22 protein-coding genes are annotated in these 24,445 nt (G+C 67.2%); 18 read left to right on the top strand and 4 right to left on the bottom strand.

What is annotated here, in order from left to right; all coding sequences use genetic code 11:
* The first annotated feature begins 12 nt into the window (after positions 1 to 12).
* The 4 genes from aliA (at position 13) to XAN126_RS0122415 (ending at position 6,713) form a co-directional block, all read left to right on the top strand.
* Positions 13 to 1,671, top strand: coding sequence for a cyclohexanecarboxylate-CoA ligase (aliA, locus tag XAN126_RS0122430; protein ID WP_024280799.1), 1,659 nt, complete (start codon positions 13 to 15; stop codon positions 1,669 to 1,671).
* Positions 1,672 to 1,743: 72 nt separating this feature from the next.
* Positions 1,744 to 3,804, top strand: coding sequence for an FAD-dependent oxidoreductase (locus tag XAN126_RS0122425; protein WP_024280798.1), 2,061 nt, complete (start codon positions 1,744 to 1,746; stop codon positions 3,802 to 3,804).
* Positions 3,801 to 5,003 carry a 3-oxoadipyl-CoA thiolase gene (gene pcaF, locus XAN126_RS0122420; protein ID WP_024280797.1) on the top strand — a complete coding sequence of 401 codons (1,203 nt, stop codon included), beginning with the start codon at positions 3,801 to 3,803 and terminating at the stop codon, positions 5,001 to 5,003. Before XAN126_RS0122425 ends, pcaF begins: the two co-directional genes overlap by 4 nt.
* 60 nt (positions 5,004 to 5,063) lie before the next feature.
* Positions 5,064 to 6,713, top strand: a complete 1,650-nt coding sequence (locus tag XAN126_RS0122415; protein WP_024280796.1) for an electron transfer flavoprotein-ubiquinone oxidoreductase — start codon at positions 5,064 to 5,066, stop codon at positions 6,711 to 6,713.
* 52 nt (positions 6,714 to 6,765) lie between these two features.
* Here XAN126_RS0122415 and XAN126_RS0122410 read toward each other — a convergent pair whose 3' ends face one another.
* The gene (locus XAN126_RS0122410; RefSeq protein WP_024280795.1) at positions 6,766 to 7,212 is read right to left on the bottom strand and encodes a MaoC/PaaZ C-terminal domain-containing protein; all 447 of its coding nucleotides are present in this window, start codon (positions 7,210 to 7,212) and stop codon (positions 6,766 to 6,768) included.
* 198 nt (positions 7,213 to 7,410) lie between these two features.
* Here XAN126_RS0122410 and XAN126_RS0122405 point away from each other — a divergent pair, with 198 nt between their 5' ends.
* Together XAN126_RS0122405 and XAN126_RS0122400 are read left to right on the top strand one after the other, a co-directional pair.
* Positions 7,411 to 8,601 carry an ABC transporter substrate-binding protein gene (locus XAN126_RS0122405; protein WP_029877604.1) on the top strand — a complete coding sequence of 397 codons (1,191 nt, stop codon included), beginning with the start codon at positions 7,411 to 7,413 and terminating at the stop codon, positions 8,599 to 8,601.
* 213 nt (positions 8,602 to 8,814) lie between these two features.
* Entirely contained in the window at positions 8,815 to 9,264 is a 450-nt protein-coding gene (locus XAN126_RS0122400) for a PaaI family thioesterase (protein WP_155982380.1), read from the top strand.
* A 22-nt stretch (positions 9,265 to 9,286) separates the two neighbouring features.
* Here the strand turns inward: XAN126_RS0122400 and XAN126_RS28505 are convergent, their stop codons facing one another.
* Positions 9,287 to 9,457, bottom strand: a complete 171-nt coding sequence (locus tag XAN126_RS28505) for a hypothetical protein (protein ID WP_155982379.1) — start codon at positions 9,455 to 9,457, stop codon at positions 9,287 to 9,289.
* Positions 9,458 to 9,484: 27 nt separating this feature from the next.
* Here XAN126_RS28505 and XAN126_RS0122390 point away from each other — a divergent pair, with 27 nt between their 5' ends.
* The 12 genes from XAN126_RS0122390 (at position 9,485) to XAN126_RS0122335 (ending at position 22,151) form a co-directional block, all read left to right on the top strand.
* Positions 9,485 to 10,267: a DeoR/GlpR family DNA-binding transcription regulator gene (locus XAN126_RS0122390; protein WP_245272320.1), complete on the top strand. Its 783-nt coding sequence runs from the start codon at positions 9,485 to 9,487 to the stop codon at positions 10,265 to 10,267.
* Positions 10,268 to 10,439: 172 nt separating this feature from the next.
* Positions 10,440 to 12,005 (top strand): glycerol-3-phosphate dehydrogenase, encoded by a 1,566-nt coding sequence (gene glpD / locus XAN126_RS0122385; protein ID WP_024280791.1) that lies wholly within the window; start codon positions 10,440 to 10,442, stop codon positions 12,003 to 12,005.
* Between the two features lie 55 nt (positions 12,006 to 12,060).
* Positions 12,061 to 13,566, top strand: coding sequence for a glycerol kinase GlpK (gene glpK, locus XAN126_RS0122380; RefSeq protein WP_024280790.1), 1,506 nt, complete (start codon positions 12,061 to 12,063; stop codon positions 13,564 to 13,566).
* A 104-nt stretch (positions 13,567 to 13,670) separates the two neighbouring features.
* Positions 13,671 to 15,053: a sugar ABC transporter substrate-binding protein gene (locus XAN126_RS0122375; RefSeq protein WP_024280789.1), complete on the top strand. Its 1,383-nt coding sequence runs from the start codon at positions 13,671 to 13,673 to the stop codon at positions 15,051 to 15,053.
* Between the two features lie 4 nt (positions 15,054 to 15,057).
* Entirely contained in the window at positions 15,058 to 15,984 is a 927-nt protein-coding gene (locus XAN126_RS0122370) for a sugar ABC transporter permease (protein WP_155982378.1), read from the top strand.
* Positions 15,981 to 16,820 (top strand): carbohydrate ABC transporter permease, encoded by an 840-nt coding sequence (locus XAN126_RS0122365; RefSeq protein ID WP_024280787.1) that lies wholly within the window; start codon positions 15,981 to 15,983, stop codon positions 16,818 to 16,820. The genes XAN126_RS0122370 and XAN126_RS0122365 overlap by 4 nt, the downstream gene beginning before the upstream one ends.
* On the top strand, positions 16,817 to 17,869 hold the full coding sequence (locus XAN126_RS0122360) for an ABC transporter ATP-binding protein (protein ID WP_024280786.1): 1,053 nt from the start codon (positions 16,817 to 16,819) through the stop codon (positions 17,867 to 17,869). Before XAN126_RS0122365 ends, XAN126_RS0122360 begins: the two co-directional genes overlap by 4 nt.
* 1 nt (position 17,870) lies before the next feature.
* The gene (locus XAN126_RS0122355) at positions 17,871 to 18,662 is read left to right on the top strand and encodes a GntR family transcriptional regulator (protein ID WP_024280785.1); all 792 of its coding nucleotides are present in this window, start codon (positions 17,871 to 17,873) and stop codon (positions 18,660 to 18,662) included.
* 30 nt (positions 18,663 to 18,692) lie between these two features.
* A complete protein-coding gene (locus tag XAN126_RS0122350; RefSeq protein ID WP_155982377.1) occupies positions 18,693 to 20,327 on the top strand; it encodes an arylsulfatase in 1,635 nt (544 codons plus the stop codon).
* Positions 20,324 to 21,334, top strand: coding sequence for a formylglycine-generating enzyme family protein (locus XAN126_RS0122345; RefSeq protein WP_081762750.1), 1,011 nt, complete (start codon positions 20,324 to 20,326; stop codon positions 21,332 to 21,334). Before XAN126_RS0122350 ends, XAN126_RS0122345 begins: the two co-directional genes overlap by 4 nt.
* A gap of 75 nt (positions 21,335 to 21,409) precedes the next feature.
* Positions 21,410 to 21,808, top strand: coding sequence for a DUF202 domain-containing protein (locus XAN126_RS0122340; protein ID WP_024280782.1), 399 nt, complete (start codon positions 21,410 to 21,412; stop codon positions 21,806 to 21,808).
* A 13-nt stretch (positions 21,809 to 21,821) separates the two neighbouring features.
* On the top strand, positions 21,822 to 22,151 hold the full coding sequence (locus tag XAN126_RS0122335) for a DUF202 domain-containing protein (RefSeq protein WP_024280781.1): 330 nt from the start codon (positions 21,822 to 21,824) through the stop codon (positions 22,149 to 22,151).
* A gap of 161 nt (positions 22,152 to 22,312) precedes the next feature.
* Here XAN126_RS0122335 and XAN126_RS0122330 read toward each other — a convergent pair whose 3' ends face one another.
* Both XAN126_RS0122330 and XAN126_RS0122325 read right to left on the bottom strand, forming a co-directional pair.
* Positions 22,313 to 23,725: a sensor histidine kinase gene (locus XAN126_RS0122330; protein ID WP_024280780.1), complete on the bottom strand. Its 1,413-nt coding sequence runs from the start codon at positions 23,723 to 23,725 to the stop codon at positions 22,313 to 22,315.
* Positions 23,725 to 24,390: a response regulator gene (locus tag XAN126_RS0122325; RefSeq protein ID WP_024280779.1), complete on the bottom strand. Its 666-nt coding sequence runs from the start codon at positions 24,388 to 24,390 to the stop codon at positions 23,725 to 23,727. Before XAN126_RS0122325 ends, XAN126_RS0122330 begins: the two co-directional genes overlap by 1 nt.
* Positions 24,391 to 24,445 lie beyond the last annotated feature (55 nt).

Below are 24,445 nucleotides of genomic sequence, written 5' to 3'. Positions count from 1 at the left end.
GGGGAGGACACCATGCAATTCGACGCCGTGCTCATCGAGCCCCGCCGCGCCCGGATGGAGGCCGAAGGTTTCTGGCAGGGCAAGACCCTGCTCGACTATTTCGACGTTTGCCTCGCCGAGAAACCTGATGCCGTGGCCGTGCTCACCGTCGTGACCGGCAGCGGGACGCGGCGCGAAATGACCTATGCGGAGATCGACCGCCTCGCTTGGCGCGCCGCCGCCGGGCTCCGCCGTCTCGGCCTCGGCAAGGACGACGTCCTGTCCTGCCAGCTGCCGAACGGGTGGGAATTCGTCGTCCTCTACATCGCCTGCCTCAGGCTGGGCGTCGTCTTCAACCCGGTGATGCCCATCTTCCGCCAGCATGAGCTGTCGTTCATGCTCCGCCATGGCGAGACCAAGGTGTTCGCCATTCCCCGCGTCTTCCGCGGCTTCGACCACGAGGCGATGGCGCACCGGCTGAAGGCGGACCTGCCCGACCTGCGCCATCTGGTCGTGGCCGGAGGCGAGGGGCCGGACGCATTCGAGGCGTCGCTGCTCGATCCCGCGCTGGATGCGGACGTGCCCGCCGTCCGGGACATCAGCGCCCGCGACCGCAGCGGTGCGAACGCGGTGTGCCAGCTCATCTACACCTCGGGCACCACGGGCGAGCCCAAGGGCGTGATGCACACCGCCAACACCATGTATTCCAACCTGTTCGCCTATGCGGACCGGCTCGGGCTCGGCGCATCGGACGTGGTGCTGATGGCCTCTCCCATGGCCCACCAGACCGGCTTCATGTACGGCCTGCTGATGCCCTTCATGCTCAAGGCCCGCATGGTGCTGATGGACAGCTGGGACAAGGCGCAGGCGGCGCGCGTCATCGAGCAGGAAGGTGTCACCTTCACCATGGCTTCGACGCCCTTCCTCATGGACCTGACCAATACGGTGGAGGAACTGGGCGCGGATTCCTCCTCGCTCCGCATCTTCCTGTGCGCCGGCACCGCCATTCCGGGGGCGCTGGTGGAGCGGGCGCGGAAGGTTCTGGGCACCAAGATCATCTCCGCCTGGGGCATGACGGAGAACGGCGCGCTGACGCTCGTTTCTCCCTCCGACCCGGACGAGCGCTCCATCAACACGGACGGCTTCGTGCTGCCCGGCATGGAGATTCAAATCCGCGCCGCCGACGGCACCGCGCTCCCGGTCGGTCAGGAGGGCGCGCTCTTCGTGCGGGGCTGCTCCAATTTCGGCGGCTACCTCAAGCGACCGCAGTGGAATGCCACCGATGCCGATGGCTGGTTCGATACCGGCGACATCGCGCGCATGGACGAGCAGGGCTACATCCGCATCTGCGGGCGCACCAAGGACGTCATCATCCGCGGCGCGGAGAACCTGCCCGTGGTCGAGATCGAGTCGGTGCTCTACAAGCATCCGAGCATCCAGCAGGTTGCCATCGTCGCCTATCCCGACGAGCGCCTGGGCGAGCGGGCCTGCGCCTTCGTCGTGCCGAAGGCTGGGAAGACCTTCAGCTTCGACGAGATGATCGCCTTCCTCGATAGCCAGCATCTCGCCAAGCAATACTTTCCCGAGCGGATCGAGGTGGTCGATCAACTGCCCTCCACCGCCTCCGGCAAGATCCAGAAGTTTGCCCTGCGGACTCTGCTGCGCGAGCAGTACGAGCAGTCACGCTCCTGATGGCCGCCTTGCGCTCCGGCGCTCCCAGTGCGCCGGAGCGGCGCATCCCTCATGTCCGCGAGTGAGGCCGACATGCCCGGACCCGTTCATTGCGTCGTCGAAGAGGGCGTCGCTCTCGTCACCATCGATAATCCCCCGGTCAACGTCATGTCCCAGGCTGTGCGGCAAGGGCTTGTCCGCGCACTCGACGAGGCCGAGGCCGCAGGGGTGAAGAGGGTGGTGCTGACGGGTGCCGGCAAGGCCTTCATAGCGGGGGCCGACGCGAGGGAGTTCGCCGCCGCTCCCCAGGATCCTCACCTGCCGGACATCATCCGCCGGATCGAGGACTTTCCGGTTCCGGTGGTCGCGGCACTCAACGGCGCGGCCCTCGGCGGCGGGCTGGAGGTGGCGCTCGCGTGCCGGGCGCGGATCGTCGCGCCGGGCGCGACTCTAGGCCTGCCGGAAGTGACGCTGGGCATCGTGCCCGGTGCTGGCGGAACGCAGCGGCTGCCGCGTCTCATCGGCCTCGGGCCGGCCTTGTCGCTGATCTGCGAGGGCCGGGTGATCGGCGCGCGTGAGGCGTGGGGCCTGGGGTTGGTGGATGCGGTCGCGGACGATCCGGCTGCCGCCGCCCTGAGCTGTCCTGTCCCGAACCGGCCTGCCACCGGCGCCTTGCCCGCCCCGCCGCCAGATCCAGATGCGGTGGATGCGGCGCGCGAGCAGGCGGCAAGACGCAGCGCCGGCCAGGTCGCGCCCTTGAAGGCAATCGATCTCGTTGACGCCGCGACCCGCCTTCCGTTCGACGAGGGTTTGGCGCTGGAGCGGGAGACCTTCCTCGCCCTGAAGACCTCGGATCAGGCGGCGGCCCTGCGGCACGTCTTCTTCGCCGAGCGCGCCGCCATGGCACAGGGGAAGGGCGGCGGGGCGGACATCGGCTCCGCCGTGGTGGTGGGCGGTGGCACCATGGGCGCCAGCATCGCCTACGCCCTGGCCGGACTTGGCATTTCCGTGGCGCTGGTGGAAAGCGACGCCGCCGGCGTCGAGCGGGCGCGGGCCAATGTGGCGCGCCTCTATGCCGACGCGGTGAAGCGGGGCAAGACCACGGCCGAGTCCGCCGAGGCGGAGCAGGCCGCGCGCTTCGGCTTCCACGAGGGCTATGGCGCCCTGCCGCCGGCGGATATCGCCATCGAGGCGGTGTTCGAGGACATGGAGGTCAAGCGGCAGGTTTTCGCGGCCCTCGACGCGGCGCTGCCGGAGCGCACCATCCTTGCCACCAACACCTCCTATCTCGACGTGAACCGGGTCGGCGAAGGCGTGCGCCGTCCGGAGCGGTTCCTCGGGCTGCATTTCTTCAGTCCGGCCCATGTGATGAAGCTGCTGGAGGTGATCCGGGCGCGGACCACATCGCCGGAGACGCTCGCCACCGCTTTGCGCCTCGCCGCGCGGCTGAAGAAGATTCCGGTCCTCGCAGGCGTGTGCGACGGCTTCATCGGCAACCGTATCCTGACCCGCTATCGCCAGACCTGCGACATCATGCTGATGGAAGGTGCGTTGCCGGCCCAGGTGGACCAGGCGCTGCGCGGCTTCGGCATGGCCATGGGTCCCTACGAGGTGCAGGACCTCTCCGGCCTCGACATCGCCTATGCCAACCGCAAGCGGCTCGGCTGGCGCACGAAGGACGGCTTCCGCTACATCCCCATCGCCGACCGGATAGTCGAGGAGACCGGCCGTCTCGGCCGCAAGACGGGGGCCGGCTGGTACGACTACGACGGCGGGAAGGCCTCTCCCTCCCCGTTGATCGACCGGATCGTGGCCGAGGAATCCGCCCGCGCCCGCATCGCGCGTCGCACCTTCTCCGACGAGGAGATCGTTACCCGCGCCATCAGTTCCATGATCGAGGAAGGCTTTCGCATCCTTGAGGAGGGCATCGCCGCGCGGGCCTCCGACATCGATCTGGTGATGGTGCATGGCTATGCCTTCCCGCGCTGGCGCGGCGGCCCGATGCACTATGCCGGGCGCATCGGATGTGCCGAGATCGCGCGTCGCATCGATGCCTTCGCCGCCGAAGATCCGCTGTCCTGGGGTGTTCCCGCCCTCCTGCGCCAGGCTGCGCGCGAGGGTCTGAACCCCGACGATCCGGGAGCTGCCCCATGACCCAAGCCTTCATCTGCGATTTCATCCGCACCCCCATTGGCCGCTACGGTGGCGCGCTCGCGCAGGTGCGTGCCGACGACCTTGCCGCGCTGCCGCTTCGCGCCATCCTGGTCCGCAATCCCGGCCTCGATCCCGCTGCGGTGGAAGAGGTGTGGATGGGCTGCGCCAACCAGGCCGGGGAGGACAATCGCAACGTGGCGCGCATGGCCCTGTTGCTCGCGGGCCTGCCGAAAACGGTGCCGGGCGTGACGGTGAACCGCCTGTGCGGCTCGGGGCTCGAAGCGGTGGTTGCCGCCGCGCGCGCCATCCGCTCCGGGGATATGGAACTCGCCATCGCCGGCGGGGTGGAGAGCATGACCCGTGCACCCTTCGTGATCCCCAAGGGCGCCGGGCCGTGGTCGCGTGCCATGGAAATCCACGACACCACCATCGGCTGGCGCTTCGTCAATCCGCGGATGGCGCAGGACTACGGCACCGATTCCATGCCTGAGACGGCGCAGAATCTGGCCGACGAGCATGGCATCAGCCGCGAGGACCAGGACGCCTTTGCCCTGCGCTCCCAGGAGAAGGCGGCGGCCGCCCAGGTCAACGGGCGGCTCGCCATGGAGATCCTCCCCGTCAGCGTGCCGCTCGGCCGTGGCAAGACGGAAGAGGTGGTGAAGGACGAGCACCCGCGTTCCACGACCCTGTCCGATCTTGCCCGGCTGAAGCCCATCACCCGTCCGGACGGCTCGGTGACGGCGGGCAATGCGAGCGGCGTCAATGACGGAGCCGCGGCGCTGATCGTGGCTTCGGAAGCGGCGGCGCGGCGCTACGGCCTCACCCCTCTCGCCCGCGTGGTGGCCGGGGCTTCGGCGGGCGTGGCCCCGCGCATCATGGGCATCGGCCCGGTACCTGCGGTGGAACGGCTTTGCGCGCGCACCGGCGTCCGGCTGGATGGCATCGACCTGATCGAGCTCAACGAGGCATTCGCCGCCCAGGCGCTCACCGTGATGCGGCAGCTCGGCATCGCTGCCGACGATCCGCGGGTGAACCCCAACGGGGGCGCCATCGCGCTGGGCCATCCGCTCGGCATGAGCGGCGCGCGCATCGCCGGTTCGGCGGCGCTGGAACTGTCCCGCGGCGGGGGGCGCCACGCCTTGGCCACCATGTGCGTCGGCGTCGGCCAGGGGGCCGCGCTGCTGCTCGAACGAGTCTGACGCATAGGGGAGGCGCGTCTGCGCCTCCCTCGGCATACAGAGACCAGATAAGGGGACGTCATGTCCGAAATCCAAAGGGAGGCGATGGCCTATGACGTCGTGATCGTCGGCGCGGGCCCGGCCGGCCTGTCCGCCGCCATCCGGCTGAAGCAGCTTGATCCCGACCTCGCCGTGGTGGTGCTGGAGAAGGGCTCGGAGGTGGGCGCCCATATCCTGTCCGGCGCTGTGCTCGACCCTTCGGGGCTCGACGCGCTGCTGCCCGACTGGCGCGAGCGCGATGCGCCCATCACCGTGCCGGTGCGCGAGGACAATTTCCATTTCCTCACCAGGACCGGCGGCGTGCGCATTCCCAACTGGCCCATGCCGCCGTTGATGTCGAACCACGGCAACTTCATCGTCTCCATGGGCAATGTGTGCCGCTGGCTCGCCGCGCAGGCGGAGGCGCTGGGCGTGGAGATCTTCCCCGGCATGGCGGCTTCCGCCCTCGTCTATGGCGCGTCCGGCGAGGTGACGGGCGTGGTGGCCGGCGAGTTCGGCCGCGCCGCCGATGGCTCACCCGGCCCCGCTTACGAGCCGGGTATGGAGCTGCACGGCAAGTACGTGCTGCTGGGCGAGGGGGTGCGCGGCTCGCTGGCGAAGGAGGTCATCGCCAGATACGACCTTTCCGCCGGTCATTGCCCGCAGAAGTTCGGCATCGGCATGAAGGAGATATGGGAGGTCGATCCCGCCAGGCACCGGGAAGGCACGGTCACCCACACCATGGGCTGGCCGCTGGGCGCCAATGCCGGCGGCGGCTCCTTCATCTACCATCTCGACAACAATCAGGTCTATGTGGGCTTCGTGGTTCATCTGAACTATGCGAACCCTTATCTTTCTCCCTACATGGAGTTCCAACGCTTCAAGCATCACCCCATGGTGGCGGAGCTGCTGAAGGGCGGCAAGCGCGTGGCCTACGGGGCGCGGGCCATCTCGGAGGGGGGTCTTCAGTCGCTGCCGAAGCTGGTTGCTCCAGGGGTGGCGTTGATCGGCTGTTCGGCGGGGCTGGTGAACGTGCCGCGTATCAAGGGCAACCACAACGCCATGCTCTCGGGCAAGGCGGCCGCCGAGGCGGTCCATGCGGCGCTGGCCTCCGGCCGCTCCGGCGACGAGCTGGCATCCTACGAGAGCGAGATCCGTACGGGAGCGGTGGGGCAGGACCTGAACAAGGTCCGCAACGTGAAGCCGCTCTGGTCGCGTTACGGGCTCATGGCCTCGCTGGCGCTGGGCGGGTTCGACATGTGGACCAACCAGCTCTTCGGACGCAGCCTGTTGGGCACCTTGAAGCACGGCAAGAGCGATGCCGCCTCGACGGGAGAGGCGAAGGATTTCACCCCCATCGACTATCCCAGGCCCGATGGCGTGCTCTCCTTCGATCGCCTCACCAACGTGGCCTTCAGCTTCACCAACCACGAGGAGAGCCAGCCGCCCCATTTGAAGCTGGCCGATCCGTCCATTCCCGTCGCCGTCACCCTGCCGGCATATGCCGAGCCGGCCCAGCGTTACTGTCCGGCGGGGGTCTATGAAGTGGTTGAAGATCAGGCGGAGCCGCGTTTCGTGATCAACTTCCAGAATTGCGTCCACTGCAAGACCTGCGACATCAAGGATCCGGCGCAGAACATCACCTGGACGACCCCGCAGGGCGGCGACGGGCCGAACTATCCGAACATGTGAGGGATGCGATGGGCGATGGCGGCTTCGTCTGGACGCAGCGGCCGGCCATCGCCTATCCGGCGGCGGGGGTGTTCGGCACCCAGGCGAGCGTGTGGGAGGCGACGGCCACCAGCGTACCGTCCTGGTTCGTGACCTCGATCTCGGCACTGGCGCGCCTGCGTGCGGCGTCCACCGTGCTGACGCGATAATGGGTGGTCACCGTATCGCCCAGAAAGACCGGCTTGACGAAGCGGATGCGATCGTAGCCGAGCGCCACGGCGATCTCGTTTGCCTCGGGCGGTGTCCGGGCCGCGATCATCCCGGCGACGGTGGACATGAAGCCCACCAGCAGCGCGCCATGCGCCTGTAGCCGGCCGAAACGCGAGCGCTCCATGAAGGGGCGGTTGACGTGGTTCGGGGCGAAGTCGCCGGTGATGCCGGCGAACAGGTACACGTCGGTCTCGCCAACCGTTTTCGTGAAGACGGCGGAATCGCCCGGCTTCACGTGGAAGTCCTGCATCGTCCTCTCCTCTCCTACCCGGATCGGCATGCGGCCGGCCGTGGATCATTCTCCGCGCCCGGAGGAGCGCCCAACGTAGCCCTGTCCAAAAAAATTGGCAAATATATTTACATAATATATGGAATGTGATTGACGTAAATGGCGCCAATAAAAATAGCTTCAATCACGGCAAGGGGAGGACACGCCATGCGTCATTATATGAGTATTTTAGGGGTTTTTGTGGGAGTCGCCGTGTGGGCTGGGCCCGCCGCGTCCGAGACCAGGATCAAGATCGGTATCCTGAGCGACATGAGCGGACCATACTCGGATCTTGCAGGTCCCGGCTCGGTGGTGGCCGCCCGCCTCGCGGTGGAGGACTTCAAGGGTGCAGACAAGGGCATCCAGGTGGAGATCGTCTCCGGCAACCATCAGAACAAGGCGGACATCGGCTCCGTCATCGCCCGCTCGTGGATCGACCAGGAGGGTGTCGACGTCATCGGCGACGTCACCGGCTCGCCGGTCGCGCTGGCGGTCAGCCAGATCGTCAAGGACAAGGACAGGATCCAGCTGAATGCCGGCGCGGCGACCGCCGATCTCACCGGGTCCAAATGCACGCCCAACACCATCCACTGGACATACGACACCTGGGCCAACGCCAACGGCACCGGGAGCGCCATGGTGCGCCAGGGCGGCAACAGCTGGTTCTTCATCGCGGTGGACCAGGCCTCCGGCCATGCCATGGAGCGCGACACCGTGGCGGTGGTGAAGGCCGCCGGAGGGCAGGTGCTGGGATCGGTCAAGCATCCGCTCGGCACCAGCGACTTCTCATCCTTCCTGATCCGGGCGCAATCCTCCGGCGCCAAGGTGGTGGGTCTCGCCAGTGGCGGCGAGGACATGATCAACGCCATCAAGCAGGCGTCCGAGTTCGGCATCGTGCAGGGCGGGCAATCCATCGCCGGCCTGTTCACCTTCATCACCGACATCCACGCGCTCGGCCTGAAGCTGGCGCAGGGGCTTGTGCTGACCGAGGCGTTCTACTGGGATCGCGACGATGCGAGCCGCGCCTTCGCCAGGCGCTTCGCCGCACTCCACAAGGGCAAGATGCCGACGCAGGTCCATGCCGGCGTCTATTCCTCCATCATGCACTATCTGAAAGCCGTGGAGGCCGCCGGCACCAAGGATACGAACACCGTGCTGGCCAAGATGCGCGAGATGCCCATCGACGATCCCCTGTTCGGCAAGGGCGAGGTGCGCATCGACGGCCGCGCGGTGCACGACATGTTCCTGTTCAAGGTGAAGGCCCCGGCGCAATCCAAGGGCGAATGGGACGTCTACGAGACCCTCGCCACCATCCCGGCAGCCCAGGCTTTCCGCCCGCTCAATGAAGGCGGCTGCCCGCTGGTGAAGTAGGGTAGACCGGGAGCGTCTTCACACGAGGCGGAGGCCGCCTCGCCTGAAGCAGACGCGCCCCATCAAAGAGCTGGAGGGTTCTCCCATCATGCTGACGGCGAACGCAGACAGTGCCTCCCGGAAGGGCTTCGGCAAGCCGGCAATCGACACTGCCGGACGCATTCGCGCATCCACCGCCGCTCCAATCCAGGCCAAGCGATGACGGACGCAACCATGTCTCACGCGGATGTATCGTCCGAGAGCCTGAGGGCGCGCATCCTGCGGATGTTCTCGCGCAATGCCTTCTCGGGGACGATGCCGCTATGCCTCGTCGAGGCCGAGGTGGGGCGGGCGGTGATCACCATGGAGGTCGGCCCGGCGCAGATGAACGGCCATGGCACGTGTCATGGCGGCGCCCTGTGGACGCTGGCCGACATGGTCTTTGGCGCGGCCGGCTACTACGACGGCACCATCCTGACCACGGGCAGCGATCTCACCTTCATCCGTCCTGTTCCCGGCGGCGCGACGATCCATGCGTCCGCGGCTCAGATCAGCCGCCGGGGGCTGAGCGGGATCTTTACCGTCGTGCTCACCCTCGATCCGGGCAATCCCGACGCGGTGGTGGCCGCCGGCACCTTTTCCGGCCGGTGGCTCCGCAGCGAGGGCAGCGGCGGCGGAAGCTGAACGGCAGGCGCGCGCCCGCATCTCACATCGTGCCGTCAAAGCTCATGGCGGCATCCATGCCGGCCCGTTCCTCGATCGCCACCATGGCCGCGTACTGCTTGAACTTGGCGCACTCGTCGAGAAACAGAGCCCAGGAGCAGTCTTCCGACGCGTTCCCATTGATCGGATGGGCACGGGTTGACATCGTGCACATCGGAATTTCGTACCGGGGTTGGCCGACGTGCCTGTGTTGAACGATCGCCAGAACACCATCCTGTCCCTTGCCCGGGCGAGCGGCCATGTGGACGTCGAGGACCTTGCGCTGCGCTTTGGCGTGACGCCGCAGACCATCCGCCGCGACCTTAACGCCTTGTGCGACGGCAATCTTCTGGCCCGCACCCATGGCGGCGCCGTCATCTCGTCATCCGTGGAAAACCTGTCCTACGAGGCGCGGCGGCAGATCGCGGCACCCGCCAAGCGCGCCATCGGCGCCGCCGCGGCGGCGCTTATCTCGGACAATTCCTCGCTCTTCATCACCATCGGCACCACCACGGAGGAAGTGGCCCGGGCGATCACCGCCCATCGCGATCTTCTGGTCATCACCAACAACATCAATGTGGCCCTGAGGCTTTATCCTTTCCCCGCGATCCGCGTGATGGTCGCGGGCGGACAAGTGCGGCATTCGGACGGGGCGGTCGTGGGGCCGGCGGCGGTCGACATGATCCGCCAGTTCAAGGTCGACACCGCAGTCATCGGCGCCTCGGCCATCGACGAGGACGGATCGCTGCTCGACTTCGATCCCCTCGAGGTGACGGTCGCGCGGGCCATCATGGACAATGCGCGCCGGGTGATCCTGGTGTGCGATCGCAGCAAGGTGGGACGCGTCGCGCCGGTCCGTCTCGGACACCTTTCCCAGGTGTCGGCATTCGTCACCGACCACCTGTCTTCGGATCGCTTGCGCGCCGTGTGCGCCACGCATGGCGTGCGTGTGGTGGAAGCGCCGCCGGAAAACGAAAACAGATAACTTATTGATTTGTATTGTTATATTGATCGTACAATGTTCGCTATTTTCGATTGCGAACATGGATTTGTTCGTTTTAGGTTTGGCTCGTGATCCGGATCGCTCCTAGGCCGCAAAGGCCCGGCGCCGCATCGCCGCGAGACACGCGCTGCAATGGGGTGCGGAGGCTGGGTCGATGGAAAGAGTGCGCACGTCCGCGCAGGTGTCGGCGGGCCGTCCGGCAGCGGACGATCCCTTCGATATCGCCATCATCGGCGGCGGCGTGAACGGCTGCGGCATCGCCCGCGACGCGGCCGGACGGGGCTATTCGGTCTATCTGTGCGAGCAGGGCGACCTCGCCGGCGCCACCTCCTCCGCCTCCACCAAATTGCTGCACGGCGGCCTGCGCTATCTCGAGTATTACGAGTTCCGGCTGGTGCGCGAAGCATTGACCGAACGGGAAGTGGTCTGGGGGATCGCGCCCCACATCGTGCGCCCGCTGCGCTTCGTGCTGCCCTATCGCCGGGGCATGCGCCCGTGGTGGATGCTGCGCCTCGGCCTGTTCCTCTATGACCATATCGGCGGTCGCAAGCTCCTGCCCGCCACCCGCGCCCTTGATCTCGGCAGCGACCAGGCCGCTGCGCCCCTCAAGCCCGATCTGCGAACGCGCGGCTTCGAATATTCGGACTGCTGGGTGGATGATGCCCGGCTCGTGGTGCTCAACGCCTGCGACGCCCGGGCTCGGGGCGCCGTGATCGAGACGCGGGCGCGGGCGGTGGATGCCGCGCGCGCTTCGGACGGCTGGACACTCCAGGTCGAGAACGCCGAGACGCACCAGCGCAAGGATGTGCGGGCCCGCGTACTCATCAACGCCGCCGGCCCCTGGGCGGACCGCCTCGCGGGCCAAACGCTTCCGCCCCTCGCCGGCCGGCTGCGGCTGGTGCAGGGCTCGCACATCATCGTGCCGCGCCTGTTCGATCACGACCGCTGCTACATCTTCCAGAACCCCGACGGCCGGATCGTCTTCGCGATTCCGTATGAGGGGGACTTCACCCTCATCGGCACCACCGACCACGATTTCGAGGGAGATCCGGCTGCGGCCGCGATCACCGCCGACGAGACCGACTATCTCTGCGCCGCCGCCAGCGAATACTTCTCGCGCCCCGTCTCGCCTGCCGACGTGGTGTGGAGCTATTCGGGCGTGCGCGCGCTGTATGACGACGGGGCGAGCGCCGCTCAGGCGGCGACGCGGGACTATGTGCTGGAATTGAACGATGCGGGAGGCGCGCCGCTCCTCTCCGTGCTCGGCGGCAAGATTACCACCTATCGCCATCTCGCCCTCGACGCGCTGGACAAGCTCAGCCCCCATCTTGGTGCTGCGGCCGCGCGCCGTGGGGACTGGACGGGGAGCGCGCCACTGCCCGGCGGCGATTTCCCCCGCGGCGCGACGGCGCAGCTGGCGCAGTCCCTTCGGCAGAACCGGCCCTGGCTGACGCCTCCGGATGCCGCCCGTCTGGCCCGCACCTACGGCACCAGGGCCGAGACGTTTCTCGCGGCGGCAGACGTCGATCCCGCCGCGCGGACCACCTTCGGGGCGGGCCTGACGGTCGGGGAGGTGCGCCATCTGATGTGCGAGGAGTTTGCACGCACGGCCGCCGACGTGCTCTGGCGCCGGACCAAGCTCGGCCTGCGCCTGACGCCGGCAGAGGTTTCGGCGCTGGAAGACTTCACCGCTCTCGATCGCAACGGCGCCGCGGCCTGACGCGGGGCATGGCCCAGAACAAAAATGACCAAGAACAAGAAGGGGGAGGAGGCGGGTGGAGACGCATATACTTGTCATCGACCAGGGCACGACTTCGACGCGATCCATCGTGTTCGATCGCAACTTCACGCCCGTGGCCTCGGCCCAACGCGAATTCCCGCAGTCGTTCCCGCATCCCGGCTGGGTCGAGCATGATCCCCGCGATCTGTGGGAGACCAGCCTTGCCACCATGCGCGATGCACTCGCGTGCTCGGGGCTGACGGCGGCCGACATCGCCGCCATCGGCATCGCCAACCAGCGCGAGACGACCGTCCTGTGGGACCGCGAGACCGGAGAGCCCATCGCGCCCGCCATCGTCTGGCAGGACCGGCGCACGGCGGACCTGTGCAACCGTCTCACGGCGGAGGGCTGCGAGGGCCTCGTCGCCGAACGCAGCGGCTTGCTGATTGATCCCTATTTCTCGGCCACCAAGATCGGCTGGCTGCTGGACAACGTCCCCGGCGCGCGGAGCCGCGCAGAGCGCGGAGCGCTCGCTTTCGGCACGGTGGATACGTTCCTGCTCTGGCAGCTCACCGGCGGTGCCGTGCATGCCACGGATGCGACCAACGCCGCCCGGACGATGCTGTTCGACATTCACTCCGGCGTCTGGGATGAGGACCTGCTGCGCCTGTTCCAGATCCCCGCGGCCATCCTGCCCGAGGTGCGCGACACCGCCGGCGCGTTCGGCACTGCCGCCGCGACCTGGTTGGGGCGCGAGGTGCCGGTACTCGCCATGGTCGGCGACCAGCAGGCGAGCCTCGTGGGGCAGGCCTGTTTCTCGCCGGGGCTGGCGAAGGCGACCTATGGCACCGGCGCCTTCATGCTGCTCAACGCGGGCGATGCCCGCCCGCGCTCGCGCCATCGCCTCCTGACAACCATTGCCTATCAATGGGATGGCAAGCGGACCTACGCGCTGGAGGGTTCGATTTTTTCCGCCGGCTCCACGGTGCAATGGCTGCGGGACAGCTTGGGCATCATCACCACGGCGGCCGAGAGCACGCGTCTGGCGGCCGAGGCGGCCGATGATCAGCCGGTCTATCTCGTCCCGGCCTTCACCGGCCTTGGCGCACCCCACTGGCGCAGCGATGCGCGCGCCACGCTGAGCGGCCTCACCCGCGGCACCACCCGCCGGGAGATCGCCCGCGCGGCGCTGGAGAGCGTCGGCTATCAGACCCTCGACCTCCTGGAGGCCATGCGGGCGGACATGCTCGACGCCGGTCTTGAGGGCGCCGAGGCGGTCATCCGGGTGGATGGCGGGATGTCCGACAGCGATTGGACCATGCAATTCCTCGCCGACGTTCTTGGCAATCCCGTGGACCGCCCGGTCGTGCGAGAGACCACGGCGCTCGGGGCGGCCTTTCTCGCCGGATGGCGCGCGGGCCTTTACGGCGGGCCAGAGGAATTTGCCCGCAACTGGCACCTCGACCGGCGCTTCTCACCTGAGATGGCGGACGACCGGAGATCCAGCAAAATCAAGGGCTGGCGCCACTCGGTCGTGCAGGCGCTGCACGCGCAGGACTGACCTTCAACCTGCGCGGAGGACAGGTGCGCCGCTTGACAGGTTATGATGTCTCATCAATTGTTATGACAATAGGCCGGACCCATATCGGCCAGGAGGAAACGCCAATGACTTCTGTGAAGCCCACGCGGCGTCACGTGCTACAGGCTGGCCTTGCCGCCGTCGCTTTCCCCGCTCTCATCCGTTCCGCTGGCGCGCAGGATGCGGACCTTTCGGCCTACAAGGCTGCGAAGATCGACTGGCGCCAGGCATCCGGCGAGCAGATCACCGTCGCGGTGATCCCGGCGAGCTACTTCGACGCGCTCATCGCGCTCGCGCCCCAGTTCGAGGCGCTGACCGGCATCAGCGTCCGGTTCGAGAAAATCCCGCCCGCGCAGATCCGTCAGAAGGCCGTGATCGACCTCACGTCCAAGGCCGGCGGATATTCGACCCATGCGGCCGACCCCATGTATTACGCGCTCTACGCCGCGAACAAATGGGTGGAGTCGCTCGATCCCTATCTCAAGGACGCGACCCTCACCGACCCCGCCTGGTTCCAGCCGGACGACATCATTCCCGCGTGGCGCAATGCCAACACCATCGACGGCAAGCTGTATGGCGTGCCGTATGACGGCGAGGTCACCGTCCAGGTCTACCGCAAGGATTTGTACGACGCGAAGGGCCTCAAGGCGGCGGATACGCTGGAAGACTACGTTGCCAATGCCGCGGCGCTGAACGATCCCGGAAACCGCCTTTGGGGCGCCGCCCTGCGCGGCGTCGCCGGTGCCGGGCAGAACGTCTACATCTATTCTTCGCTGTTCAAAGAATTCGGTGGAGACTGGTTTCCGGGCGGCAAGTTCCGCGTGAACGGGCCGGAGGCCGAAGCAGCGCTCAACTGGTATGTGGACGTGATGCGCAAATACGCGCCCACCGCGGCGCAGAACTGGAACTGGCCCGACATCGCCGACGCCTTCTCGCAGGGCACGATCGCCAGCTACATCGACGCGAACACGTCCGCCTCGGTCATCACCAATCCCGAGAAGTCCAAGGTGGTTGGGAAGATCGGCTTCGCGCGCTGGCCCAAGGGGCCGACCGGCAAGCGCGTGTCGTCCATCTGGAACTGGGGCTTCCCCATCAATGCCTCGCTGCCGGAGAAGCGGAAGAAGGCCACCTGGCTGTTCATCCAGTGGGCGGCATCGCTCCAGACCCAGGCGCTCACGTCCTACCAGTTTTCCGGTCCCGCCAAGCGGTCCGGCGTGAACCGCCTGAGCCTGTGGAAAAACCCGGACTTTGTGAAGCTGATGAACAGCTTCGGCGACAATTTCGTCGCCACCACCCTGGATGCGCTGGAACAGGATACGGACGTGAACTGGCGTCCGCGCGTGCCCCAGTGGCCGGCCATCGGCGACACGCTCGCCACCGCGATCCAGCAGGCGCTGGTGGGGCAGGCCACCACCAAGGCCGCCCTGGACGAGGCGCAGCGCCGCCTAGAGCCGATGATGCGAGGCTGATGTCGTGACGAAAGCCACTACCCTCGACGTTCCTGTCGGCGGTCGCGCAGATCCCGCGCGGATGATGGAGGGACGGGAGCGCCGCTTCGCGGCGGCGCTGCTCGCCCCCGCCTTCATCGCCCTGATGGCGACGACCACGTTTCCGCTGCTGCATCTGGGATGGACCAGCCTGCACCGGATGGACCTCGCGATGCCGTTCATGGACGGCTTCGTCGGGCTCGACAACTACCGGGAACTGCTCGGCGATCCGCGTTTCTGGTCCGCGCTCGGGGTCAGCCTCGTCTATACGTTTTCCACGGTGATCCTGCAGGTCGTCCTGGGCCTCGCGCTCGCGCTGCTCGTCAACGGCATGAAGCGCGGACAGGCGCTGTTCCGCATCGTGGCGATCCTGCCCGTGGTGCTCTCGCCCGCCGTTGTCGGCATGGTGTGGCGCACCTTCATGCTCACCCCCGAATTCGGCGTGGTGGACTATCTGAGCATGACGGCCGGCCTCGGCAGCCACAACTGGCTCGGCGATCCCTCCCTCGCCCTTTTCTCCGTTGTGGTGATCCACACCTGGCAGTGGACGCCGTTCGCCTTCATGGTGCTGCTGGCCAGTCTCGCGGCCCTGCCCGAGGACATCTACGAGGCCGCGCGCATCGACCGGGCGAACCCGTGGCGCTGCTTCGTGCGCATCACCCTGCCGTTGCTGCGCCCGGCCATCGTCATGGTGATCATCATGCGCACAATGGTGGCACTCACGGCGTTCGCGGCCATCTTCACCGTCACCGGCGGTGGTCCGGGAACGGCCACCGAAATCCTCAATCTCTACGCCTACCGCAAGTCCTTCACCGAGCTGTCCATCGGCTACGGCTCGGCGCTGGCGGTGGCCCTGTTGATCTTCACCCTCGTCATCACCGGCGTCCTGTTCGCACTCCGGAGGGCGAAATGAAGGGTCACAAGCTGCGCCTTGCCCTGCTCCTGAGCGTATCCGGCCTATTTCTGCTTGCCTGGATCTTCCCGATCTTCTGGAGCCTCCTCAACGCCTTCAAGAGCGAGCAGGATGTGCTCGCCTATCCCCCGAAGCTGATCTTCTCGCCGACGCTCGCGGCGTTCAGGGACGTGCTGTTCGGCCCCACGTCCATCGTGCCGAACCTCGTCAGCAGCTTCATCATCTCCATCGGCACGACCATCGTGACCATGGTGCTCGCGATCCCCGCCGCCTACGCGCTCGCCCGCCTGCGGGTGCCGGGCAAGAAGTGGTCGGGCTTCTACGTGCTCGCCACCCAGATGCTGCCCCCGGTGGGCATCATCATTCCCTACTTCCTGATCCTGCGGGATATCGGCTGGATCGATACCTATCAGGGCATCATCCTGATCTATCTCTCCTTCTCGCTGCCGTTCGCGAGCTGGCTGCTGGTGTCCTATTTCGAGGACCTGCCGTTCGAGATGGAAGAGGCGGCCTTCATCGACGGCGCGAGCCGGCTGATGACCCTGTGGCGCATCATCCTGCCCCAGGTGCGCGGCGGTGTGGCGGTGACCGTGGTCTTCGTCTTCCTCAATGCCTGGAACGAGTTCCTGTTCGCCGTGGTGCTGTCCGGAAACGTGGTGAGGCCGGTCACCATCTCCATGTTCAACTTCGTGTCGGTGGAACAGACGCTCTGGTCGAAGCTGGCGGCGGTGTCCGCGCTCGCGATGCTGCCCGTCATCATCCTCGGCATCATCGCCCAGAAACACATCGTGAAAGGCCTGACGGTCGGCGCCGTCAAGGGAGGGGGACGCCGATGACCGCGCGCGGACTGGTTCAGCTCGAAAAGATCGTCAAGAAGCATGGGGCGTTCGAAGCCCTGAAGGGCATCGACATAGAGATCCGCCCGGGCGAATTCTTCGCCCTGCTCGGGCCGTCGGGCTCCGGCAAGAGTACGACGCTGCGCATTCTCGCCGGCCTCGATGCCCCCACCTCCGGCCGCATCCTGCTGGATGGGAAGGACGTGACCGGCGCCGATGCGCGCGCCCGCGACATCGCCATGGTGTTCCAGAGCTATGCGCTCTACCCGCACATGACGGTGGCCGAGAACATCGCGTTCCCCCTGGAGATGGCGAAGACACCGAAGGCCGAGATCGCGCCCGCGGTTCGGGAGGCGGCCGCCAAGGTGAAGATCGATCATCTTCTGGACCGCAAGCCGGGGCAGCTTTCCGGCGGCCAGCAGCAGCGCTGCGCGCTCGCCCGGGCCATCGTGCGCAAGGCGCGGCTGTTCCTGCTGGATGAGCCGCTCTCCAACCTCGACGCCATGCTGCGCCTCGCCACCCGCGTGGAGCTGAAGAAGCTGCAGAGGTCGCTCGGCGTGACGGCCGTGTATGTCACCCACGACCAGGAAGAGGCGATGACCCTCGCCGATCGCATGGCGGTGTTCCGGGAAGGCGAGATCTGCCAGATCGGCCGGCCGGCGGACGTCTTCGCCGCGCCGAACTGCATCGAGGTTGCGGCCTTCATCGGCAGCCCACCCATGAACCTCATCACCACCCGGACCACGGCCGGAGGCGTCCTGATCGGCGGCCGCCATGTTCCGGTGGCCGCCTCGCTCGAGGCAGGGCGCGCGGTGGTGGTGGGCGTGCGGCCCAGCGCCGTCCGGTTCGACCCAGCCGGCATTCCCGTGACGGTGGAGGTCGTGGAGAACCTCGGCGACGCCGCCATCCTCGACCTCACCCTTGATGGCACCCCGCTCAGGGCCCGATACGACCGCTTCCCGCTGCCGCGCGAAGGGGAGACGATGGCCGTGTCGTTCGCTCCCGAAGACATCCATCTGTTCGACCCAACCACCGGCCGGCGGATCTGACATGCTCGCGCCCATCAAACTCGCGCCCATGAAAGGCAAGTCCGCGCGTGAAGCGAACGGGACCAAATCCGGCGGGGCCGGAGCGCCGCCGCTTCACATCCAGGTGCGCGAAGCCATCCGCAGCCAGGTGCGCGAGGGCAAGCTGATCGACGCGGATGGCCGCCTGATGCCCGAGGCCGAGCTGGTCAAGCATTTCGGCGTGAGCCGCATCACCATCCGCCACGCCATCCAGCCCTTGGTGGAAGAGGGCATGTTCGCCCGCGAGCGCGGCCGCGGCACGTTCCTGAAGTCGAACGAGCCGGAGAACTGGCTCGGACGGCTGATGGGCTTTTCCGAGACCATCCGCGACGCCGGCTTCGAGCCCGGCGCACGCATTCTCCACCAGGGAATGACCAACGCCCACGACACCGCCGCACGCGAGACCCTGCGCGAGCGCGCGGTCTGGGAACTGAAGCGCGTACGGCTCGCGGATGCGATCCCCATCGCCATCGAGCATGCCTTCTACCCGCCCGATATCGGCCTTGAGCTGGAGAAGCGGGATCTCGTCTCCATTCTGATGTACCGGGTGTTCGAGGAGGAGCTCGGGCTCAACATCAAGGAGGCGAGCCAGAGCATCTCCGCCACGCTCGCCGACGAGGCGACCGCCGGCCTGCTCGGGATCGCGCCCGGCGACCCGCTTTTGGCCATGGAGCGCTTGACCATCTCCACGGACGGACGGCCGCTGGAACTGCTGCGCTCGGTCTACCTGCCCGATTATTTCCGCTTCACCATCAATCTGACGCGACGGGCGTGACGAGGTCACGCCGCGCTCCTGGAGCCATCCATGTCCGACACGCCCGCGACCAAGCGCCCGAATATCGTCCTCATCCTGAATGACGACATGGGCTTTTCCGATATCGGCTGCTACGGCGGCGAGATCGAGACGCCCAATCTCGACCGGCTGGCGGCGAACGGCCTGCGCTATTCGCAGTTCTACAATACCGCACGCTGCAGCCCGTCCCGCGCGTCGCTGCTCACCGGCCTTCATCCGCACCAGACCGGCATCGGCATTCTCACCTACAGCACCGGGCCGGAAGGCTATGTGGGCAATCTGAACAAGAATTGCGTGACCATCGCCGAGGTGTTGCGCAAGGCCGGATACCGGACCCGCCTCACCGGCAAGTGGCATGTGGCGGCGAACCTCACCGAGCCCACCGATACCTGGCCGCTGCAGCGCGGCTTCGATGAATTCTACGGCACCATCATCGGTGCCGGCAGCTTCTATTGGCCCAATACGCTGACGCGCGGCAACGAGAATGCCGAGCATGAGGCCAAGGAAGATCCCAACTTCTTCTATACCGACGCCATCAGCACCGAAGCCGCCGACTTCATCCATCGCCACGCGAAGGAGCATGCCGGCGCGCCCTTCTTCCAGTACGTGGCCTATACGGCCCCGCACTGGCCACTCCATGCCCACCCCGAGGACATCGCCAAGTACAAGGGCCGCTTCGACGCCGGCTGGGACGAACTGCGCGAGGAGCGCCTGTCCCGCATGATCAAGTCGGGGCTGATCCATCCCGACTGGAAGCTGACCGACCGCGATCCCACCCAGCCGCCGTGGACGGAGGCGGAGGAGCGCGCGTGGCTGGCCCGCTGCATGGAGGTCTATGCCGCCCAGATCGACCGGATGGACCAGGGCATCGGCCGCGTGCTGCAGGCGCTCGAGGACAGCGGGCAGATGGACGACACGCTGGTCATCTTCCTCTCCGATAACGGCGCCTGCGCCGAGGACATTCCCGAGGATGTCTCGCCCCAGGCCCTCGTCGAGGACCTGATGATCGCCCGGGCGCAGACCCGCGACGGCCGTCCCGTGCGCTTCGGCAACATTCCCGAGATCATGCCCGGCGCGGAGGACACTTATCAGAGCTACGGCGTCGCCTGGGCCAACCTCTCCAACACGCCGTTCCGGCTCTACAAGCACTGGGTCCACGAAGGCGGCATCGCCACGCCCCTCATTCTCCACTGGCCGGCCCATATCACGGCAGGCGGAGAGCTGCGCCATGTGCCGGGCCAGTTGCCGGACATCATGGCGACCATTCTCGACGTGACCGGCGCCGCCTATCCCCAGACCCATGACGGCAATGCCATCCTGCCCTGCGAAGGCGTCAGCCTCGCGCCCTCCTTCCCGGAGGACGGCGAACGCACGGAGCCGATGTTCTGGGAGCACGAGGGCAATGCAGCCGTGCGTGTCGGCCAGTGGAAGCTGGTCCGCAAATACCCCGGGCCCTGGGAGCTCTACGACATGGAGGCCGACCGCACCGAGCTGCACGATCTCTCGGCGGGCCACCCCGAGCGCGTCCAGGAGATGATCGGCCTCTATCAGGCGTGGGCCGAACGCTGCGGCGTGATCCCGCGGGAGAAGATCCTTGAGCTGATGAAGGCCCAGGGCGCCGCCGCCTTCTGGGAGGAAGAGGAGTGACGCAGGGACGGGAGAGCGGCGGGGCGGAAGAGGCCGGCAAGTCACCGACCTGCTGCTGCGCGCGCCGCCCCGAGACGGCAGGCGAAGCGCCGCCGCCACCTCCGCCGGCCTCCGCCGGGGGGAAGGGCACGGCCTTTCGCTGGATTGCGCTGCCGGGTGGACGCTTCCTGATGGGAACGTCCGGCGCCGAAGGCTTCGCGGGCGATGGCGAGGGGCCGGTGCGGCCGGTCACGCTGAGCCCGTTCCGGGTGTCGGCCTATGCGGTGACGAACGCGCAGTTCGCCGATTTTGTCCGGGCGACAGGCCATGTCACGGAGGCCGAACGCTTCAACTGGTCCTACGTCTTCCACGCGCTGGTGCCACCGCAGACCGCGGCCCGGATCGAGCGGGTGCCGGTGGAGGCGCCCTGGTGGCTGCCCGTGCCGTTCGCCTACTGGGCCCAGCCGGAAGGCCCCGGCACCACCGTTCTCGACCGCCTGGATCACCCGGTGGTGCATGTGTCCTGGAACGACGCGGTGGCCTTCTGCACGTGGTCGGGCACGCGCCTCCTGACCGAAGCGGAATGGGAATATGCCGCGCGCGGCGGACTGGACGGAAAACTCTATCCCTGGGGAGATGAGCTGACCCCTGGCGGCCGGCATCGCTGCAACATCTGGCAGGGCACGTTCCCGGATCTGAACACGGCGGAGGACGGCTATGTCGGCACCGCCCCCGTCCATGCCTTCGAGCCGAACGGCTACGGCCTGTTCAACGTGGCGGGCAATGTCTGGGAATGGGTTCGGGATGTCTTCAGCCCCGAATATCACCGGGTTACAGGCGATCGCGACCCCGTCCATGACGGGCCGGGCGCGAGCCGCTCGATGCGTGGCGGCTCGTATCTGTGCCATAGCTCCTACTGCAACCGCTATCGGGTCGCGGCCCGGAACTCCAATACGCCGAACAGCAGCAGCGGAAATATCGGCTTTCGCGTCGCCGCGCTGGATGCGGGCGCGGCCCAATTCGCGTAAACCGCCCGGACGATGAGTTCGTCACGTGTCGATCTGATCTTCATGGCGACCTGATACACTGCGCAGCGTGCAACAATGTCCAATCTGTCTCTCGATACATCCGCTGACCGGTCAGAGCATGGACCGTCTCTGAAATGGTGGCAGCGCGGGGCGCGGCCGGATTACCGCTTCTCGCTCGCCAACGAGAGAACGTTTCTCGCCTGGATCCGGACGGCTCTGGCGCTGATTGCCGGAGCGGTCGGCATCGACCAGTTCGCCTCGCATCTCGGGCCGCTGCCCCTGCGGCTTGGTCTTGCACTGATCCTGTTCGTGGCGGGAGGCGTGCTCGGTGGAATGGCCTATCCCCGCTGGGTGCGGGCCGAGCAAGCCATGCGTCACAACGCCGATCTGCCCGTCAGCGCCCTGCTTCCCCTTCTGGCAGCCTTCACTGCCACCCTTGCCGTGGGGCTCGCCTGCCTCATGGTCTTGATCTGACCGGACCCGCGGCATGAAAGACCCAGGCCTCCAGCGCGAGCGGACGGGGCTGGCCTGGTCGCGGACGGGCTTCGTGATGATGCTCGTCGCCCTGCTGTCGGTGCGCGGCGGCCTCTCCCATTTTTCCTTCAGCCAGCTCTTGGCGGCGCTTTTGCTGAGCGGGACGTCCGGCCTGTTGCTGTATCGCGGCCACCAGCGATCCCGCTACGAAGACGGCACGGACGAGGTCGTCGCCGAGCCAAGCCGCCGGCTTGCCGCTGTCACGGGCATGGTCGTTCTCGCGGTGGCGCTGCTCCACGCGACTTCGGTCCTGCTCCGGCTCCTGCACCATTTCGCCGGTTAGGCTGGCACGTCACATGAGGGTCAGAGCACGCCGTGCGTGAGATCGAGCGGGCCGAAATCGCTCGGGCGGGGCCGTATGGCAGCATGGTTTGGTGCTGACGTTCCATGTCTGTGCCGCGCCTCGATCATCTCCTTTCAGGCCATCCCGCCGACCTGAAGGGCTCAGGCGTCAGGCGGTGTCCGGGTCGACAGCGGCATGCGGAGCGTGGCCCGCAGGCCGCCCAGATCGGGGCTGCTGTCGAGGGTGATCGTGATGTGCAGCAGGTCCGCGATCACCTTCACGATCGAGAGGCCGAGGCCGCTGCCCGGGACGTCTGCCCGGTTGGGCGCACGGTAGAAGCGCTGGAACACGCGCTCGCGCTCGGCCTCGGGAATGCCGGGGCCGCTGTCCTCGACGGTCACGACGGCTGCATCGCCGCTGCGGTCGGCGCACAGCACCACCTGGCCACCGGCGCCGGAATATTTCACCGCATTGTCGAGAAGATTGCCCAGCAGTTCGGACAGCAGCACGGTATCGGACACAAGCGGCAACGGGCGCTGCCGGATGAGGCAAGAGAGCTGGGTGTCGGGCGGGATGCCGGCGATGCGCTCGGCGATGACGTGCTCGATCACGTCGCCCAGATCGCAGGGCGTGCCGCCTGCGGCCGAAACCGCGCTTTCGTCGGCGCGGGCCAGGGTGAGAAGCTGGGTGATGAGCCGCTCCAGCCGCTCGGCACCCTGGTCCAGCTCGGCCAGCGCGCTGCCCCTCAGCTCGGGATCCGCACTTTCCCGCCGCAGCAGGTCAACATGCATCCTGACGATGGCCAGCGGCGTGCGCATCTGGTGGGAGGCGTCGGCGGTGAAGCGCCGCAGCAGCTCGGTGGCCGAGCGCAGGCGCTCGAACATGGCGTTGATGGCGGTGGCGGGAGCCATCGCCTCCTGCGGCACCTCGGACAGATCGAGCGGCCGCAGATCGCGCCAGTCGGTGACGGCGCGGGTGTCGATCTGCCGGCTGAGGTCGGCGAGCGGCATCAACCCGCGCTCGACGGAAACCCACGCCAGAACCCCGATGGCCAGTATCAGGGCGGCCTCCGCCAGCCCCAGGTTGCGCAGCATCTCGTTGCGCAGCTGGTTGCGGGCGAGCCGGGTCTCGGCGACAGCGACGATCACCGGACGCTCGACGCCATAGACGCGGCGCGCCACCGCGGCGAGGCGCACGGCGTTGCCGCGGTAGGTGTCGTTCCAGTGGGCCGGCTGGCCGGGCGAGGCCGCTGCCATCCGGCCGAGCGGCAGGTCGGGATAGCCCGTCACCGGCCCGGCGTCCGAGGTGACGAGATAGTAGACATTGTCCTGCGTCTTGGTTTCGAGCATGCCGAGGGCAACCTGCGGCATGTCCACCACCACCTCGCCGCTCTCCACCGCGAGGCGCTCGGCGATGGCCATCAGGGAGCCGTCGAGGAGGCGGTCGTGGGAACTCTCCACCACCGACGTGATGGTGAGATAGCCGCCGGCTCCGATGGCCACCGCCAGCAGCAGCACCGGCGCGAGCAGATTGAGGAGAACCGCGCGCTTCAGCGAGCGGCGGGCGCCGCGCATCAGTCCTTCTCCAGCATGTAGCCGAGCCCGCGGACGGTGCGGATGCGCAACCCGCCGGCCCCGAGCTTCTTGCGCAGGCGGGCGATGTACAATTCCAGGGCGTTGGGCCCGACCGCATCGTCCAGTCCGAACACTTCCGAGATGAGGCGTGCCTTGGGCACGAGCTTGCCCGCCTGGACCAGAAGGAGGTGCAGAACCGCAAGCTCCCGCCGCCGGAGATCGAGAGGTGTGCCCTCCAGGCGCGCCACGTGCTGCACGGTATCGAACTGCAGCGGCCCGAACTCGATCAGGGCGTCGCTGACGCCGAAGCCCCGGCGCACCAGCGCCCGCACCCGCGCTTCGAACTCGGCGAGGGCGAATGGTTTGTTCACATAATCGTCCGCGCCGAGGTCCAGCGCCTTCACCTTCTCGCTCACATGGTCGCGCGCGGTGAGGATCATCACCGGCGTCTTGAGGCCCGCGCGGCGGATCGCCCTGAGCACGTCATATCCGCTGCCGTTGGGCAGGCCGAGATCGAGCACGACCAGATTGTACGCCTCGCGGGTTGCCAGCCCGACCGCATCCGCCGCATCGGCCTCGTGATCGACCGCGTAGCCAAGCGAGGCGAGCGAACGCTTCAGTCCGCTCGCAAGCGCCCGGTCGTCTTCCACGATAAGGATACGCATCAAGCCGGCTCCCGGCCGGGCTGCAACCGGCCGCAAGGCATGAAAGCCCCAGGTT

The sequence above is a fragment of the Xanthobacter sp. 126 genome (assembly GCF_000526175.1).
Lineage (GTDB): Bacteria > Pseudomonadota > Alphaproteobacteria > Rhizobiales > Xanthobacteraceae > Xanthobacter > Xanthobacter aminoxidans.
Note: the sequence above shows the minus strand (reverse complement) of the source record. Positions and strands in the feature narration are given on the sequence as shown.

Excerpts from the sequence above, each read along its gene's own strand:
- aliA (WP_024280799.1), top strand. The coding sequence starts at position 13 with ATGCAATTCGACGCCGTGCTCATCGAGCCCCGCCGCGCCCGGATGGAG.
- XAN126_RS0122425 (WP_024280798.1), top strand. The coding sequence starts at position 1,744 with ATGCCCGGACCCGTTCATTGCGTCGTCGAAGAGGGCGTCGCTCTCGTC.
- pcaF (WP_024280797.1), top strand. The coding sequence starts at position 3,801 with ATGACCCAAGCCTTCATCTGCGATTTCATCCGCACCCCCATTGGCCGC.
- XAN126_RS0122415 (WP_024280796.1), top strand. The coding sequence starts at position 5,064 with ATGTCCGAAATCCAAAGGGAGGCGATGGCCTATGACGTCGTGATCGTC.
- XAN126_RS0122410 (WP_024280795.1), bottom strand. The coding sequence starts at position 7,212 with ATGCAGGACTTCCACGTGAAGCCGGGCGATTCCGCCGTCTTCACGAAA.
- XAN126_RS0122405 (WP_029877604.1), top strand. The coding sequence starts at position 7,411 with ATGAGTATTTTAGGGGTTTTTGTGGGAGTCGCCGTGTGGGCTGGGCCC.
- XAN126_RS0122400 (WP_155982380.1), top strand. The coding sequence starts at position 8,815 with ATGTCTCACGCGGATGTATCGTCCGAGAGCCTGAGGGCGCGCATCCTG.
- XAN126_RS28505 (WP_155982379.1), bottom strand. The coding sequence starts at position 9,457 with ATGTGCACGATGTCAACCCGTGCCCATCCGATCAATGGGAACGCGTCG.
- glpD (WP_024280791.1), top strand. The coding sequence starts at position 10,440 with ATGGAAAGAGTGCGCACGTCCGCGCAGGTGTCGGCGGGCCGTCCGGCA.
- XAN126_RS0122375 (WP_024280789.1), top strand. The coding sequence starts at position 13,671 with ATGACTTCTGTGAAGCCCACGCGGCGTCACGTGCTACAGGCTGGCCTT.
- XAN126_RS0122365 (WP_024280787.1), top strand. The coding sequence starts at position 15,981 with ATGAAGGGTCACAAGCTGCGCCTTGCCCTGCTCCTGAGCGTATCCGGC.
- XAN126_RS0122360 (WP_024280786.1), top strand. The coding sequence starts at position 16,817 with ATGACCGCGCGCGGACTGGTTCAGCTCGAAAAGATCGTCAAGAAGCAT.
- XAN126_RS0122355 (WP_024280785.1), top strand. The coding sequence starts at position 17,871 with ATGCTCGCGCCCATCAAACTCGCGCCCATGAAAGGCAAGTCCGCGCGT.
- XAN126_RS0122350 (WP_155982377.1), top strand. The coding sequence starts at position 18,693 with ATGTCCGACACGCCCGCGACCAAGCGCCCGAATATCGTCCTCATCCTG.
- XAN126_RS0122340 (WP_024280782.1), top strand. The coding sequence starts at position 21,410 with ATGTCCAATCTGTCTCTCGATACATCCGCTGACCGGTCAGAGCATGGA.
- XAN126_RS0122335 (WP_024280781.1), top strand. The coding sequence starts at position 21,822 with ATGAAAGACCCAGGCCTCCAGCGCGAGCGGACGGGGCTGGCCTGGTCG.
- XAN126_RS0122330 (WP_024280780.1), bottom strand. The coding sequence starts at position 23,725 with ATGCGCGGCGCCCGCCGCTCGCTGAAGCGCGCGGTTCTCCTCAATCTG.
- XAN126_RS0122325 (WP_024280779.1), bottom strand. The coding sequence starts at position 24,390 with ATGCGTATCCTTATCGTGGAAGACGACCGGGCGCTTGCGAGCGGACTG.